We start from the raw sequence: 15,729 nt of genomic DNA on the forward strand, positions 1-15,729 counted from the left end.
ATTATTTTTTTGTAGCTACAACTTGTTTACGAGGAGCACCATAACGTGAACGACCTTGTTTACGCCCTTTAACTCCGGCAATATCATAAGCACCGAGTACCACGTGATATTTTACCCCTGGAAGATCAGGAACCTGCCCGCCTCTTACTAATACTCTATCGTGCTCTTTCACACTATGCTTTTCACCAGGAATATAAACATTTACTGTTCTTTTATTACTTAAACGTACAGTTGCTACTTTACGAAGAGCTGAGTTAGGCTTTTTAGGAGTAACAGTTTTTACTACTAAACAAACTCCACTTTTAAAAGGATTAGCCTCTAACGCAGGAGATTTAGTTTTACGAACTTTTGATTTTCTTCCAAAACGTACTAATTGATTATATGTTGGCATTAAAAAAACACTCCAAAAAAACTTACATATACGATGATTAAAGGGCAAAAACTACTTTTGCCCTTTGAATTTTAAATGATTTTACAAATGCAAATAATATATTTACACTGTCAAATTAAATTACACTAAATTTAAATTATAATTACTTTTTCCATAAAAGCAAGTATGTTTTAACTAACAATTAGTTTTTTCTCTATTATTCTTGCTATAAAACTTATTAGCATCACTAAAATATAGTAACAACAAGCGGCAACAATCATGGGGAAAAAATAATTATACGTCTCAAGCGATACAATTTGTGCTCTTTTCATCAAGTCCATTTCTCCAAACATTGAAATAATGGCTGACTCTTTGATTAAATTGATAAGCTCATTGGTTAGCGATGGAAAAATATTTTTAATTGCTTGTGGCAAAATTATATCTTTCATAATCAAAAATTTGGGGATAGCAAGAGCTTCTGCCGCCTCAAACTGCCCTTTATCAACTGCATTAATTCCTGCTCTTATTACTTCCGAAACATAAGCACCTGAATTAAGAGAAAAAGAAATAGCACCTGCCATAAATACAGTAAATTTAATACCTATATAAGGTGAGGCAAAATATATAATACTTAATTGGATTAATAAAGGCGTACCTCTAAAAATAGAAGTATAAAAATCTGCAAAAAGTCTTAACGCACGATTTTTATTTACCTTACATAGTGCTAGCAATATTCCTATAACTAGACCAAATATAACAGCAATAACGCTATATTTCAAAGTAACCAAAGTCCCTTCTACGATAAAAAGAATTTTTGGAGAAAATTTTATTAAATATTCAAGCATGTTTTTTGTGTTATTAGTTTGCCAGTGTAGATACTAAATTGTCATTGCGAGAAGCGGAGCGACGTGGCAATCTCAGGAATTTTATACTACTTCATGAGATTGCTTCGTCAAAACTTACAGTTTTTCCTCGCAATGACAATTTTTTAATACACCCTTTTCGCCGGTGGAATTGCTTTCACTTCATCACTCAAAGTAGTTAAAGTAACAGGTTTGTAATCAAGCACCACCTTGCCGGATTCATCAACCCCGCTAAGAGTGTGCTGCATCCAATCTTTATCATTACGATCGGGATAATCTTCTCTTGCATGTGCTCCTCTGCTTTCTTTTCTTGCAGCTGCTGAATATACAGTTACTAAAGCTTGATCAAGTAAGTTATCTAGCTCCAAGGCTTCAACTAAATCGCTGTTCCAAATTAAAGATTTATCATTAATTTTTATATCTTTATAACCGCTTCTTATCTCGCTAATCATTTCTGCCCCCTCATCTAGCACTTCTTGAGTTCTAAATACTGAAGCATGACTTTGCATAGTTCGTTGCATTTTGAGCCTTAAATCTGCAACCGAAATATTACCACTACTATGACGAATTTTATCAAATCTACTAATAATTTTTTCAAGTGATTCTTCTGATATAGGCTTATGCGGACTTGCTGGCTTAATAAGCTCAGCTGCTTTTAGTGCTGCACTTCTGCCAAATACTACTAAATCAAGCAAAGAATTTGATCCTAGACGATTAGCACCATGCACCGATACACAAGCAGCTTCACCGATCGACATAAGACCTTTTACTACGCTATTATGGTTTTTGCCGTCTTTAATTATTACCTGACCATGATAATTAGTAGGTATTCCGCCCATATTATAATGCACTGTAGGAAGTACTGGTATCGGCTCTTTGGTTACATCAACACCAGCAAAAATTTTAGCTGTTTCAGAAATACCAGGTAAACGACTATGTAAAATTTCAGGTGATAAATGATTTAAATGCAGGAATACATGATCTTTATGCTCTCCAACTCCTCGTCCCTCACGGATTTCGATAGTCATCGCTCTTGAAACCACATCCCTTGAGGCTAAATCCTTTGCAGCCGGTGCATAACGTTCCATGAAACGCTCACCATTAGCGTTAACAAGATAACCACCCTCACCTCTAGCTCCCTCTGTTATAAGACAACCAGCTGAATATATTCCGGTCGGATGGAACTGGACAAACTCCATATCTTGCAGCGGCAAGCCTGCTCTAATCGCCATACCACCCCCGTCACCCGTGCAAGTATGAGCCGAAGTTGCTGAAAAATAAGCACGCCCATATCCGCCCGTTGCAAGTACTACATTATGTGCTCTGAAACAATGCAGACTACCATCATCTAAATTCCATGCAACTACCCCTCTACATTCACCATCTTCCATTAATAAATCAATAGCGAAATATTCGATAAAAAACTGTACTTTATGCTTTAATGATTGTTGATATAAAGTATGAAGTATAGCATGTCCAGTACGATCTGCTGCTGCACATGTACGTTGTGCTGCCTTGCCTTTGCCGTACTCGGTAGTCATACCGCCAAAAGGACGCTGATAAATTTTTCCCTCTTCGGTTCTTGAAAAAGGTACGCCGTAATGCTCAAGCTCTAAAATCGCATCCGGAGCATTCTTGCACATATATTCGATTGCATCCTGATCACCTAACCAATCAGAACCTTTAACTGTATCATACATATGCCAACGCCAATCATCCGCTCCCATATTACCAAGAGCTGCACTAATACCGCCTTGTGCTGCAACAGTATGGCTACGAGTAGGAAAAAGCTTTGATATACAAGCCGTATTAAGACCCTCTTTAGCCATACCGAACGCAGCACGTAAACCTGCCCCGCCTGCACCTACGACTATTACGTCAAATTTATGATGAATTATATTATACGATTTGGTCATTAAGTTAATTTTCTATTTTTAAATGTTTGTATGGGTTTCTTCCACTATTGTCACCCCGTGGCTTGTCCACGGGGTCCAGCTAAAAATACTAATAATATTAGTATTTTTTATTATTTTCTGGATGCCGTGGTCAAGCCACGGCATGACACATTTATTAATTATCCTTTATAAAACACAGCTACTATAAAAGCTATGATAGTTAGAATACTAAATAGCTTCACTGCTATAATTAATGTATTCCGTAACTTGTTGCAGCTTATATAATCCTCTATTACTACCTGCATTCCAAGCATGGCATGATATAAAGAAGTAATTACTGCGATTAATAAAGGTATTAAATTAATAGGTCTTTTCAGTTCCCAAATAATAATATTTACATCACTGTTTTTATGGGCTAGCGTAAAATATAGTAACCATAAAGAACACAACACTAATATAATAGCGGTAATTCTTTGTAGCAACCAATGATGTGAACCACTTTTAGCAGAACCAGTATTTTTTGCTTTTACAATCTCTGCTCTAAAATCATATGTCATTAATTTTCTCTAAACACATTTTTTTTGTTATTAAGTATGTCATCCCGCGAGCTTGTAGCGGGATCCAAAAAACGCCCTCGGTGTCATCCCGTGGCTTGTCCACGGGATCCAGTAAAAATATAAACGCAATAACTTCTTAAAATTAAAAGCTCGATTTATCTCGCTTTAGGCTGGATCCCGTGGACAAGCCACGGGATGACAAGCCCCATCAACAACACCAGCAAACCATGAGATGACAAATAATATTACTACACCCACAACAATATCGTAAATAAGACAGAACAAATAACCACGCTCCAGCCTGTTAAATTAACTGCTTTTATAGAAAAGCCTAATCCAATATCCCAAAATAAATGCCTGATGCCGTTACATAAATGATAAAACCAAGCAAAGCTAGTTAGGATCAAACATATTTTTATAATGCAACAACAATTAGCTAGCTGTATATAATTACTATTAAATTTACTGAGAATAAACCACCATGCCAAAATTGAAACTGCAAAAAATAAAGCTACCCCTGTCATACGATGCAAAATCGATAAGGTAGAACTTATTTGCGGCTTATATATAGTTAAATGCGGCGAAATCGGACGCTTATTATAAATTTCTTGTTTGGTCTTAGTCATATTATATTATTGGTTTGTATTATACTTTTAAGACGAAGCTTTATTTGGAAAAGAGCAAGGCGTTTTGAAGCTTTTAACCGCAGCGTACATATAGTACGTGAGGATTAAAAGCAAAAAACAACGTAGCCAATTTTCCAAATAAAGCGAGTATTACTTTCTCTCGAGCCAGTACCCTTCAGCAGGTGCTAGATCATCCGCCACCGCTCTTCTATCATCAAAAACAAAGCACTCACCTTGCCATAAATTATTCTTATTTTGTGTATCTTCTAGATATTGCAATATACCACCTTTTAAGTGATATACCTCTTCATGTCCCATACTTTTCAGTAAGCTAGTAGATTTCTCACAACGTATGCCGCCGGTACAGAACATTGCAATTTTCTTACCTTTAAGTAATTCAGCATTTTGCTCAGCCCATGCCGGAAATTGTTTAAATGTTTCAGTATAAGGATTAATTGCCGATTTAAATGTACCGACTTCCACTTCATAGTCGTTACGTGTATCCACTACTATAACATCTTGTTTCGTAATGAATTCATCCCAATCTTTTGTCTCTATATACTCGCCTTTAAACAGATTAACATTTAAATTGTCAACATTCATCGCAACGATTTCTTTTTTAAGCCTGACTTTTAACTTTTGAAAAGGATGTATTTCACTGTAATTTATTTTAACATTCACGTCTTTCGCATTAGTTAGTTTTTTTAATTCCTCAAGTACAAGATTTACACTTTCATATGAACCTGAAAAAGAACCATTAAAACCCTCTTTCGATAATAAGATAGTACCTTTAACATATTTTCTTTTACCGACAAATAATAGTTTCGGTATTAAGCTTTCCGGCTCTTCTATATTTACAAAACTATATGCACTTAAAATTGCAATTTTTTCACTCATAAATTATGGTATTGGTTGTTTTTATTGTCATTGCGAGGAGCAAAGCGACGTGGCAATCTCATAAAAATCTCCTAAGATTGCCACGCTCCTTACAGTCGCTCGCAATAACGTATTTGGTATCCACGCAGATAACACCGCCACGACATGATACTTAATTAGTAACCGATAATGGCACGAACATACTACTATCACCTCTCTCAATCAAATTTTTTAGCATTTTCATATAATTCTTCTAGTTTATTTATATCGCTTATGCTTTCTTGGTTAACATTACTTACTAAATCACCAACTCTAAAGCTACTATCTTCTTCATCAACATTCGTAATAACTAATCCTACCTTATCATCAGATATAGCAAATTTTTGCTTTAACTCCTCAGTCAAGTTACTAAAAGTGATATTACTTTTTACAATAGACGTGCCATTATCTTCTTTCTTGGTAACTTTTTCTATATTTTCTTCTACAGCTTCTTGTTTAACTTCCTCATTATCTGAAGTCATTTTTATTGGTAGTTCTATTGTTTCTCCGTCTCTTAATACTTTTACTTTCACTTCTTGATCGACAGGAATATCAGCAACAATTACACGTAATCTTTTAGTATTTTTAACTGTCTGCCCTGCAAATTCTAATATTATATCACCTGTTTTGATGCCTGCTTTATCACCTGGATCATCTTTTTGGATTTTAGCAACCAACACACCATTAGTGTCTTTTAGCCCTAATCCTTCTGATATTTCTTCGGTCAAATCTTGTATTGTTACACCAAGACGACCTCTATTTATTTTACCATCTTTTTTAAGACGCTCAATTATAGGCTTTGCAGTATTTGAAGGAATAGCAAAACCAATACCTATATTAGTGCCAAGCGGTGAAAAAATTGCCGTATTTACACCAATTACTTTTTGATCCAGATTAAACATAGGACCACCAGAATTGCCGTTATTAATTGCCGCATCTGTTTGGATAAAATTATCGACTATATTGTTAGTGTCAATATCAATATCCCGTCCTTTTGAAGAAATAATACCCGCAGTAACAGTACCACCAAGATTACCGAAAGGATTACCGATTGCAATAACCCAGTCCCCTACTCTTGCATCATTTGAATCACCAAATTCGACGAAAGGCAGCGGTTCCTCAACATCTATTTTTAAAAGAGCTAAATCAGTTTTAGTATCACTACCTATTAGTTTAGCTGGTAATTCAGTGTTATCAGCTAATTTTACATTAATTTTACTAACATTAGCAATCACGTGATAATTTGTAACTATCAAACCATTAGGTTCAATAATAAAGCCAGAACCGAGCGGCATCGCTTTTGGAGTAGGGTCAACTTCTTCAAGGTTAAGAGGTATGTTAAGACGTTCTAGAAAATCATTAATGAAATCCAGAGGTTTTTTTTCTTGTAAAGGATCTTTTTCTGCAGCTTCTGCCTTACTATTAACATATTCTATAGTAGAAATATTAACAACAGCAGGGATTAAAGGCTCAACTATATCAGCAAAACTATAACGTGATGCATTATTTACTTTTAGAGGTATGGAATTTATTTCAGTAAACTCACTTTCCTCCTCCAAATCTATTGCTTTTGAAGATTTATTATTTTCTTTCGCTAAAACATTGTTATTAAATATTAAAATTATTATAACAAAAAATATTTTCAGATTCATATACTACTTAGCTAAATTAAGATATTTTAAAACTTCAGCATCGGGCGAAATGATAAAATTAGTATCTTCTTTCTTTAAAGAATTTTTATATACTAAAAGCGACTTATAAAATTTGTAAAATTCCGGATCGGCAGAATAAGCAGAATTATATATTTTAGCCGCTTTCTCGTCACCATCACCTTTGATAATTTGGGCATCTTTGTAAGCTTTAGCAAGTATTATCTTACTTTCCTTATCGGCTTTTGAGCGAATACGAACACTTTCTTCTTGCCCTTCTGCCCTAATTTGTGTCGCTTCTTTTTCACGAGCAGTTTGCATACGACGATAAATAGCCGCACTATTTTCCTTTGGTAAGTCAGCTCTTAGAATTCTAACATCAACCACATCAATACCGAAGCTTTTAGCTTCGCCGTCTACTTGATTTAAAATATTAAGCATTACATTACTACGCTCTTGCGATAATAAACTACTTAGTGAAATCTTACCTATTACTTTCCGCATTGAAGATTCAAGGTTACGAGTCAGCCTAATTTTGACTCCCTGATAATCATGAACAGTTTTATAAAACATTACAGGATTATTAATTTGAAACTTAGCATAAGCATCAACAATAACTCTTTTACCATCAGCAGCCGTTAACTCTTTTGCTTCAACTTCAACATCTAAAAGACGCTTATCAAAAAATTCAACATTTTGAATTAACGGAACTTTAATATGTAGTCCAGGTTTTTCTATGGTTCTTACTGCTTCACCAAATTGGAATACTACAGCAGAGTGACGTTGATCAACTGAAAATAGTGAGCTAGAAATTAATATCAGCCCAAAAATAACCGTAAAAATTATATAGTAAATCTTTTGCATTTAATTTAACATTTTTTATTGTTTAATTAGCTTCGTCATTGCGAGGAGATTCGTAGAATCGACGTGGCAATCTCATGAAACAATGCGATACTCCTGAGATTGCTTCGTTAATTACTTCGTAATTTCCTCGCAATGACTGGATGACACTACATCATCACTTAATAGACATATGCGGTAATAGAGCATTATTAATAATAGTCTTACTTGAACCACTTAATACTTCTTCAGCTACTTCTAAATATAGCCTGTCTCTAGTTACTTGCTTATTTGCAGCATATTGGTTATAAATTGCACTAAATCTTTGGCTATCTCCTTCGGCCTTTGATATTATTTCCTCTCTATAGGCTTCTGCTTCTTCTATAATTCTAGCTGCTGCCCCTCTAGCTTCCGGTAATACTTTATTATTATAGGCTTGAGCTTGATTTATTTCTTTTTCTTTATCTGCTTTTGAAGTTTGCACATCTCTATAAGCATCTATTACCTCAGCAGGTGGCTCAGCTTTTAATAATTGCACCTTTTCAATCATTACTCCAACGTTATAACTATCTAGAATTTTTTGTGCTAATGTTTCTATTTTATGAGTAATTTCCTGCTTCTGATCAGATAATACCCAAGAAATAGGCGTGTTCCCTATCACTTCTCTAACGGCACTTTCTACTGTTGACTTAACTGTTTCTTCAGGCTTTTGTACGTTAAACATAAAATCCTCAAGATTACTAATATGCCACATTACGTCACAATTTAAAGCAACAATATTCTCATCACCAGTTAACATAATACTTTCACCGGCAATATTTTTGGTATCACCACCACTACGCACAGAATTATTTGTACGATATCCAATCTCAATTCGTCTTGATTGTTTAACTTTCTCGACTATTTCTTTTTCAAATGGAGCAGGTAAACGATAATTAAGACCAGCGTAACCTTTACGAACAAAACGTCCAAACCTTGTTACAGCCGCTTCTTCACCCTCTTTTACTTCATAAATACCTGAGGCAAGCCACAAAACAAAAGATGCTAGAGCAACTAAAATTATTGTTTTTGTACTGAAATTAAATTGATTTTTTCTTGGTCTTGTGAATATGTTATCATCTTTATCGTTATCAAAATCTTTCCACGGAGATTTTTTGAAAATTGGGATATATTTTTTACTAAGCATTTGCTTTTTATATTAATTTTGAAATTTGAAGATTTAGTGATTATATATATTATAGTATTTAACGTCAAGTTGCGAACTTATAGCAGACTTAAAAAGGAAATTTAATTATGGCTGATTTACACCAAAACCAAATTATCGATAAACTGCATAATATTGCTTTTAAAGACGGTACTTTTTTAAAACAAGTTATATCAAATATTATAATTAAACATAATAATGTTGGTTTTTCAATAGATATATCAGGCATTGACAAATTAGAAGCAGAAGAAATAAAGAATGAAGCAATTAAAAAGCTTAATGAAATAGTCGGCATAGGTAAAATAACTATTGTTTTTACTGAAAGTAGAATAGTGGAAAAAAAACCTCAAAAACCCAAACATTTTGTAGAGAATGTTAAAAAGATTATCCTAGTCGCTTCAGGTAAAGGAGGAGTCGGCAAATCTACTATTTCAGCTCTTATTGCTCAGCAATTAAGTTTAGAGAATTACCGAGTTGGCATAGTTGATGCTGATATTTATGGACCTTCAATTCCCCATATATTTGGTATTAATGAAGTGCCGCAAACAGTCAATGGGCGAATAATACCGGTAAGAGCAAAAAATATCGAAGTAATATCTATAGGCTTCTTCGTTAAAGATTATTCCGCAATTATTTGGCGTGGTCCTATGGCTAGTAAAACTATTTATCAATTATTATCAGTGACAAAATGGGATAGCCTTGATTATTTAATTATTGATATGCCACCAGGGACAGGGGACATTCATTTAAGTATGCTGGAGAATTATCATTTAAACGGCGTGGTAATCGTTACTACTCCGCAAAAAATGTCGGAAATAGATGTCGTACGCTCGATAGATTTATATCAAAAATTAAATTTACTGATACTCGGAATAATCGAGAATATGAGCGATTTATTTGATGGTAATAGTGGAAGTCATTTATCACAAAAATATAACATACCTTTAATAGCCCAAATTCCTGTTATGTCAAAAATAGCCTATGCTTGCGATAAATCACTCCCGCTTACCGACTTACTAACATTACCTTTAAAGGAATATTTATGATCTGGGTGTTTACAGATAGTAGAACGGGAAATAACCACCAAGCAATTGCACTTGCTGAAAAATTAGCAGAAGAATATACAGTCATTAGGCTTGAATATAATTGCTTAGCCAAGTTGCCGAATTTTTTACTTAAATATTATCCTATTCATATAAAAAAAGAGATATTACAAGATATTACGGCGAAACCTTTGCCTAGCATAATTATTACTGCTGGAAGAAGAACGGCAGCTTTAGCATTTTATTTAAAAAACAAGTTAAAAAAAGAAATTAAACTGATTCAAATAATGCAACCTAATTTATCTTATGAAGTGTTTGAGGCGGTGATCTTGCCTTATCATGATCAAGATCATTGCGAGCGACTGCAAGGAGCGTGGCAATCTCAGGACTTTTTCACTAGATTGCTTCGTCAATGCTATGCATTTCCTCGCAATGACGATTTCATCATCCCAATAAACGGAGCTATCAATAACGTAACTGCTAAATTTGCTACAGCAGAGGCAGAACTACAAAAACATTATCCTAAGCTTAAAGAATTTATTGCCATAATAATTGGCGGGAATAATAAAAAATTTAATTTTACCGAAAAAGAAGCTATTCATTTTTCTTCATTGTTAAAAAGAATATATGATAATCAAAAAACTCCTTTTTTCATTAGTTTTAGCAGACGCACACCTGACACAGTAAAATCAATTATTAAAAATAACATGCCGATTTCAACAATTATATATGATCCAACTACTGATACAGGGTTTAACCCATATATCGCTATGCTCGCTAAAGCAAAATATATAATCTCTACAGCCGATTCTATATCAATGTGCAGCGAGGCAGCTTCAAGCGGCAAACCTCTTTATATATTCTGCCCTTCAAATTTTAATTCTGCAAAGCACAAAATTTTTGTAAAAAAACTGGTTGAGCTGAAAATAGCAAAAATGTTTGATGAGTCTGTAACGAAATTAGAAGAGTATAGCTATCCACCTTTAGATGAAGCTGAAAGAGTTGCTGAGATTATTAAACCTTTAATATAAAAGCTGGTAATTAAATGAATAAAGATATACAATCCTACATATTTATCAAAAAGCTAAAATCTTTACCATTTATCGAAGAAATATGGCTTTTTGGTTCTCGTGCTAGAGGCGATAACAACGAGCGTTCCGATATTGATCTTGCTATCATTTGCCCTAATATTACAGATCAAGAATGGTTAAAAGTTGTAGATATTATAAATGATGCTGATACGCTTTTAAAAATAGATTGTGTCAGGTTCGATAACACGAAAATAAGCCGTGAGCTTTATGAAAATATAATAAGAAATAAAAAGATTTTATATGTTAAAAATAAATATTAAACTTAAAACAAAACTTGAAAACTTTCGTAAAGCTTTTATAGCACTTGAAGCTATTTATTTAAAACCAATCACAGAAGATCGTGCTTATATAGACGCAACAATTCAAAGATTTGAATTTACTTTTGAACTTGCTTGGAAATTTTTAAAAGAGTATTTTGCTCAAATGGGTATAGTTCTTAATTATCCCAAAGAAGTCATTAAAGAAGCTTACGCAGTGGGCATTATAAATGATGAAGATTTATGGATTCACATGCTTCTTGATCGTAATATGACCTCACACACCTATAATAAGAAGCTTGCCGATGAAATTTATGAACATATCAAAAATTATACTCCTGAATTTAAGAAGTTGCTAAGTATTATTGATTCAGTGACTTTATAATACCTTGTAAAGTTTGGACTTCAGGGGTGGAAAGGTTATTGATACGCATAAATATATTGGTAATATTTTGCTGCATGGAGTGTTTCTTGTCAGGGGCTTTAAAGAATCCGGCTTTGTCTAATTTTCCGAATAAATTTGTTAGGAAATGATCTATTTCTTCTTTAGTAGCAAGTTTTTGAATATTATAAATATCTTCTCTTGATGCAGAATTACGAAATAATTCATAACATACAATAATAACTGCTTGTGCGATGTTTAGCGAGCTAAATTCTGTAGTATTAATAGTGATAATCTTATTGGCAAGCGATATTTCTTCATTACTAAGCCCATTATTTTCCCGCCCAAACATTATCCCGACTTTTGCAGAATTCGGATAATCGGTAGTCAAATTTTGTGAAAATACATAATCTTTATTCATCGCTCGCTTGATGCAAGTAGTCGCATATAAATATTCGAGGTCTTTAATACATTCCTCTAAGCTATTATAAATTTTTGCATCATCTATAATATTTACTGCTCCAACTGCATTATTGCGGGCTTGTTCGTTTGGCCAACCATCTCTTGGGGTTATTATTCTAAGCTCATCTAAGCCAAAATTCTTCATGGCTCTTGCGGTAGCACCGATATTCTCACCCATTTGCGGTGCGACTAATATTATTATAGGCTTCATTTCAGTAATTTTTCGTAACTAAACAGGTATAAGCGATTGCTACAGCATCAGCTTCATCTGAGTTAGTAATTTGGGAAGTGCCAGGCAGAAGTAACTTAATCATATGCAAAATCTGATCCTTTTCGGCATGACCATATCCTGTGACAGTTTTTTTTATCGTGTTAGGTTTGAATTCTCGCATATCTAAACCATATCTACCAATCAGCGACATTATAGCACCTCTAGCATAGCCAAGCTTTAACGAAGTTACGCTATTAGTATTAACAAACGTTTCTTCAATCGCTGCCATATTCGGCTTATATTCTAATATCACTTTTTCTAATATACTATTGATATAGCTAAGCCTATGATGTATTTCATCTTTACTAGTTGTTTTTATCGTACCGCTAGCTAAGTATTTCAGTTTTGCCGACTCTTTTGCAACCACCGCCCATCCCAAACTCCCAAGTGCTGGATCAATCCCAAGTACTATCATTGTTGTTTTTAGTTTATTATTATTTTTCTCAAAATGTCATTGCGAGCGACTAAAGGCTTTGTTGCATGGCTCGATTTTTCCTCTGTCATCCCGTGATTTATTCACGGGATCCAGTTAAAAATATCAATAACATTGATATTTTTAGTTGTTTTTCTGGATCTAGTTCCCAAGTCACGGTATGACACCGAGGGCGTTTTTCGAGCCATGTAACAACGTCGCGACTAAAAAGAGCGTGGCACTCTTATGAGAAAAACAAGATTCCAGAGATTGCCGCGTCGATGCATTGCCTCTCCTCGCAATGACGTTTGAATTCCTCATATTTTCATATGTTGATAATAATCAGAATTATCTTCCCATAACTCACGCACTTTGACGAATAAAAACAAATGCACGGGGAAGCCAAAAAACTGTTCCATCTGTTTGCGAGATTTCATTCCGAGTTCTTTGATTTTTGAGCCATTTTTACCGAGTATTATAGTTTTGTAGCTTTCTCTTGAAACTACTATAACCTGATTAATCTTTACGGATTTATCTTCAAGCTCTTCCCATTTTTCGGTTTGCACAGTTAGCTTATAAGGCAGTTCTTGCTGCAACCCTAAAAATAACTGTTCTCTCGTAATTTCTGCGGCGATAAAACGCATCGGCAAATCGGTTATGTCATCCTCTTCATAAAGCCAAGGAGCGATTTTTGCTTTACTTGTTATATATTCAATTAGCTTATTAACATTCTCACCCGATATAGCAGAAATAGGAAAAAGTAAGCTGTCAGGATATTGCTCTGTTAAGAAAGTTTTAATGTCGTTTAGATATTTTGACTCAATATCTATTTTGTTTAATAAAATTACTGGGACAATATTAAGTGAGCAAAGCTTATTTAAAATATCATGCGTTATGCTATCTAATGGCTTTAAGCTATCAATAATTAACATGACAATATCGGCACTATGCAGGCTAGACCAAGCACATCTAACCATTGCCTTTTCTAAAGTCCCTTTCGGCTCAAATATCCCTGGCGTATCATATAAGATCACTTGCGTATCTTTTAGGGTAATAATGCCGGTAATAATTGACCTAGTTGTTTGAACTTTGGGGGTAACTATCGAAAGCTTTTCGCCAATTATTCTATTTAGCAAAGTGGACTTGCCACTATTTGGTCTGCCGATAATACAAACTGAGACTGTTTTTTGTTTAATCATTTTTAAGCCTATGCAATAAACTTCTTGCGGCGTTTTTTTCAGCTTCTTTTATAGAGTGTCCCTTACCTGTTTGCTCGTAGCCGTTTATTTTTACTGATACTGTAAAGGTTGATAAGTGAGCTACGCCCTCTCTTTTAATAAGTCGATATATCGGGATATGATGATCTTTGCTTTGTGCCCATTCTTGTAAGGCGGTTTTAGGGTCATAATCTGTTAAATCTTTGACTTTTATAAATTCAGCCCATAATTTCCCTATAATATTATGAATTGTAGTAATATCACTATCGAGATATATAGCTGCGATTAAAGCTTCCGTAACATTTTCAATATTATTAGGATTATCACGCCCGCCGGCTATTTCTTCGCCATGAGTCATAATAATATAATTTTTTAAACCAAGCTTAGCTCCTACTACACAAATTGTTTCCTTACAAACTAAATATGATCTAATTTTAGCTAAGTTTCCTTCGTTATATTCTTTAAAATTATTAAATAAAATTTCTGTGATAATTAAATTTAATACTGCATCACCTAGAAATTCCAACCGCTCATAATCTTTATTAGCCTTATATTCATGATGCTGTCTTAAAGAGGGATGACTTAAGGCTTCTGTTAAAAGTGCCTTATTCTTAAAACTATAATCTAGTAATTTTTCTAACTCCTTAAATGACTCCATCAATCCTCTATGCTGTATAGATTTCTAAATATCCTATTAAACCTAATAGACTCTACCCAAGGCTTTAACTTTAATATCAGATTAACAACCCCTATATCACTATCCCACCATGTTATTTTTGTTGAAAACCAAATAAATTGTGCTTTGGCAATAAAATTCTCAAACGGCACAAAACCTAAATCAATCCTACTATCATTTGACTGATCTCTATTATCACCTATAAAGAAATATTCCCCTTCCGGTACATAAAAAGCATCTGTATTACCATATTTATCGTTAGACATAATTCCTAAAACAGGAGCAAGCTTATAAGAAAAATATGTTTTGCCATTTGGCAATGTTTCTTTAAATTTTAAATATTTTCTTCCCTCTTCACTAACATAAGTTCCTGACTCTATACGCTCTATTTTTTCATCGTTAATGTATATTACATCATCAATTAATTGCACTTTATCCCCGGGAAGCCCTATCAAACGCTTTATATATCTAGTATTCATTTCGTGAGGAGGACGAAAAATTATGATATCGCCACGCTCTGGCGTGCGAGCAAATATTCGCCCCTTAAATAAATGAATAAAGTCAAAAAAAGATAAAGAATAATTACTATATCCATAACTATATTTTGTACCAAAAATCCGATCATTTTCAAGTATAGTAGCTTTCATTGACCCAGTTGGAACCACAAAAGATTCTATTATTAATATTCTAATCATTAGTGCAACAACTACTACTAAAATAAAAGATTTCCATTCTTGAGCAGTTGTTTTATTATTGTTTGATTCAGTATTTGTTTGCATAAAGTTTTTTTTAGTTATATTTATTTGCTGTGTTATTAATGCTCGTATGTCATCCTTAGGGCATCAACTTAAGTACCGGTGTCATCCCGTGGCTTGACCACGGGATCCAGCATAAAGCGAGATAAAATCGAGCTTTTAGCTTTAAAAACTTGTTGTATTTAGGCTTCTTTTTCTGGATCCCGTGGTCAAGCCACGGGATGACACCGAACGCGTTTTTCGA

At 34.1% G+C, this 15,729-nt stretch carries 17 protein-coding genes and 2 pseudogenes; 4 read left to right on the forward strand and 15 right to left on the reverse strand.

Annotated features, from left to right (window positions below; all coding sequences use genetic code 11):
* Nucleotide 1 precedes the first annotated feature (1 nt).
* From rpsL to hflK, 10 genes and pseudogenes are all read right to left on the reverse strand, one after another.
* Nucleotides 2–391, reverse strand: a complete 390-nt coding sequence (gene rpsL, locus AAHF54_RS06135; RefSeq protein ID WP_341788384.1) for a 30S ribosomal protein S12 — start codon at nucleotides 389–391, stop codon at nucleotides 2–4.
* A gap of 170 nt (nucleotides 392–561) precedes the next feature.
* Nucleotides 562–1,215: an amino acid ABC transporter permease gene (locus tag AAHF54_RS06140; protein ID WP_341788385.1), complete on the reverse strand. Its 654-nt coding sequence runs from the start codon at nucleotides 1,213–1,215 to the stop codon at nucleotides 562–564.
* A 143-nt stretch (nucleotides 1,216–1,358) separates the two neighbouring features.
* Entirely contained in the window at nucleotides 1,359–3,149 is a 1,791-nt protein-coding gene (gene sdhA, locus AAHF54_RS06145) for a succinate dehydrogenase flavoprotein subunit (RefSeq protein ID WP_342169941.1), read from the reverse strand.
* 18 nt (nucleotides 3,150–3,167) lie between these two features.
* Nucleotides 3,168–3,293, reverse strand: a complete 126-nt coding sequence (locus AAHF54_RS06150) for a hypothetical protein (protein ID WP_342169942.1) — start codon at nucleotides 3,291–3,293, stop codon at nucleotides 3,168–3,170.
* A gap of 14 nt (nucleotides 3,294–3,307) precedes the next feature.
* Nucleotides 3,308–3,685 carry a succinate dehydrogenase, hydrophobic membrane anchor protein gene (gene sdhD / locus AAHF54_RS06155; RefSeq protein ID WP_341788387.1) on the reverse strand — a complete coding sequence of 126 codons (378 nt, stop codon included), beginning with the start codon at nucleotides 3,683–3,685 and terminating at the stop codon, nucleotides 3,308–3,310.
* 248 nt (nucleotides 3,686–3,933) lie between these two features.
* The gene (sdhC, locus tag AAHF54_RS06160) at nucleotides 3,934–4,311 is read right to left on the reverse strand and encodes a succinate dehydrogenase, cytochrome b556 subunit (protein WP_341788388.1); all 378 of its coding nucleotides are present in this window, start codon (nucleotides 4,309–4,311) and stop codon (nucleotides 3,934–3,936) included.
* Nucleotides 4,312–4,461: 150 nt separating this feature from the next.
* A complete protein-coding gene (locus AAHF54_RS06165) occupies nucleotides 4,462–5,208 on the reverse strand; it encodes a rhodanese domain-containing protein (RefSeq protein WP_341788389.1) in 747 nt (248 codons plus the stop codon).
* A gap of 151 nt (nucleotides 5,209–5,359) precedes the next feature.
* Nucleotides 5,360–6,878 (reverse strand): annotated as a pseudogene (locus AAHF54_RS06170) (Do family serine endopeptidase).
* A 3-nt stretch (nucleotides 6,879–6,881) separates the two neighbouring features.
* Nucleotides 6,882–7,739, reverse strand: coding sequence for a protease modulator HflC (hflC, locus tag AAHF54_RS06175; RefSeq protein ID WP_342169943.1), 858 nt, complete (start codon nucleotides 7,737–7,739; stop codon nucleotides 6,882–6,884).
* A gap of 154 nt (nucleotides 7,740–7,893) precedes the next feature.
* Nucleotides 7,894–8,901, reverse strand: coding sequence for an FtsH protease activity modulator HflK (hflK, locus tag AAHF54_RS06180; protein ID WP_341788391.1), 1,008 nt, complete (start codon nucleotides 8,899–8,901; stop codon nucleotides 7,894–7,896).
* A gap of 107 nt (nucleotides 8,902–9,008) precedes the next feature.
* Here hflK and AAHF54_RS06185 point away from each other — a divergent pair, with 107 nt between their 5' ends.
* The 4 genes and pseudogenes from AAHF54_RS06185 to AAHF54_RS06200 all read left to right on the forward strand — a co-directional run bounded on the left by AAHF54_RS06185 (nucleotide 9,009) and on the right by AAHF54_RS06200 (nucleotide 11,695).
* Complete coding sequence (locus AAHF54_RS06185) at nucleotides 9,009–9,965, forward strand: Mrp/NBP35 family ATP-binding protein (protein WP_342169944.1); 957 nt, start codon at nucleotides 9,009–9,011, stop codon at nucleotides 9,963–9,965.
* Nucleotides 9,962–11,003 (forward strand): annotated as a pseudogene (locus AAHF54_RS06190) (mitochondrial fission ELM1 family protein). The gene AAHF54_RS06185 and the pseudogene AAHF54_RS06190 overlap by 4 nt, the downstream one beginning before the upstream one ends.
* 4 nt (nucleotides 11,004–11,007) lie before the next feature.
* A complete protein-coding gene (locus tag AAHF54_RS06195; RefSeq protein WP_341788394.1) occupies nucleotides 11,008–11,313 on the forward strand; it encodes a nucleotidyltransferase domain-containing protein in 306 nt (101 codons plus the stop codon).
* On the forward strand, nucleotides 11,294–11,695 hold the full coding sequence (locus AAHF54_RS06200; protein WP_341788395.1) for an HI0074 family nucleotidyltransferase substrate-binding subunit: 402 nt from the start codon (nucleotides 11,294–11,296) through the stop codon (nucleotides 11,693–11,695). Before AAHF54_RS06195 ends, AAHF54_RS06200 begins: the two co-directional genes overlap by 20 nt.
* Here the strand turns inward: AAHF54_RS06200 and AAHF54_RS06205 are convergent.
* The 5 genes from AAHF54_RS06205 to lepB form a co-directional block, all read right to left on the reverse strand.
* Nucleotides 11,673–12,365 carry an RNA methyltransferase gene (locus AAHF54_RS06205; RefSeq protein ID WP_341788396.1) on the reverse strand — a complete coding sequence of 231 codons (693 nt, stop codon included), beginning with the start codon at nucleotides 12,363–12,365 and terminating at the stop codon, nucleotides 11,673–11,675. The two genes, AAHF54_RS06200 and AAHF54_RS06205, sit on opposite strands and share 23 nt — an antisense overlap.
* A gap of 1 nt (nucleotide 12,366) precedes the next feature.
* Nucleotides 12,367–12,840, reverse strand: a complete 474-nt coding sequence (gene ruvC / locus AAHF54_RS06210) for a crossover junction endodeoxyribonuclease RuvC (protein ID WP_341788397.1) — start codon at nucleotides 12,838–12,840, stop codon at nucleotides 12,367–12,369.
* Nucleotides 12,841–13,154: 314 nt separating this feature from the next.
* A complete protein-coding gene (gene era / locus AAHF54_RS06215; protein ID WP_342169945.1) occupies nucleotides 13,155–14,036 on the reverse strand; it encodes a GTPase Era in 882 nt (293 codons plus the stop codon).
* Nucleotides 14,029–14,712 carry a ribonuclease III gene (rnc, locus tag AAHF54_RS06220; protein ID WP_341788399.1) on the reverse strand — a complete coding sequence of 228 codons (684 nt, stop codon included), beginning with the start codon at nucleotides 14,710–14,712 and terminating at the stop codon, nucleotides 14,029–14,031. Before rnc ends, era begins: the two co-directional genes overlap by 8 nt.
* Nucleotides 14,712–15,509: a signal peptidase I gene (lepB, locus tag AAHF54_RS06225; RefSeq protein WP_342169946.1), complete on the reverse strand. Its 798-nt coding sequence runs from the start codon at nucleotides 15,507–15,509 to the stop codon at nucleotides 14,712–14,714. Before lepB ends, rnc begins: the two co-directional genes overlap by 1 nt.
* Nucleotides 15,510–15,729: the final 220 nt, after the last annotated feature.

Origin of the sequence: Rickettsia endosymbiont of Seladonia tumulorum, from assembly GCF_964030815.1 — a bacterium.
Taxonomy (GTDB): Bacteria; Pseudomonadota; Alphaproteobacteria; order Rickettsiales; family Rickettsiaceae; genus Rickettsia.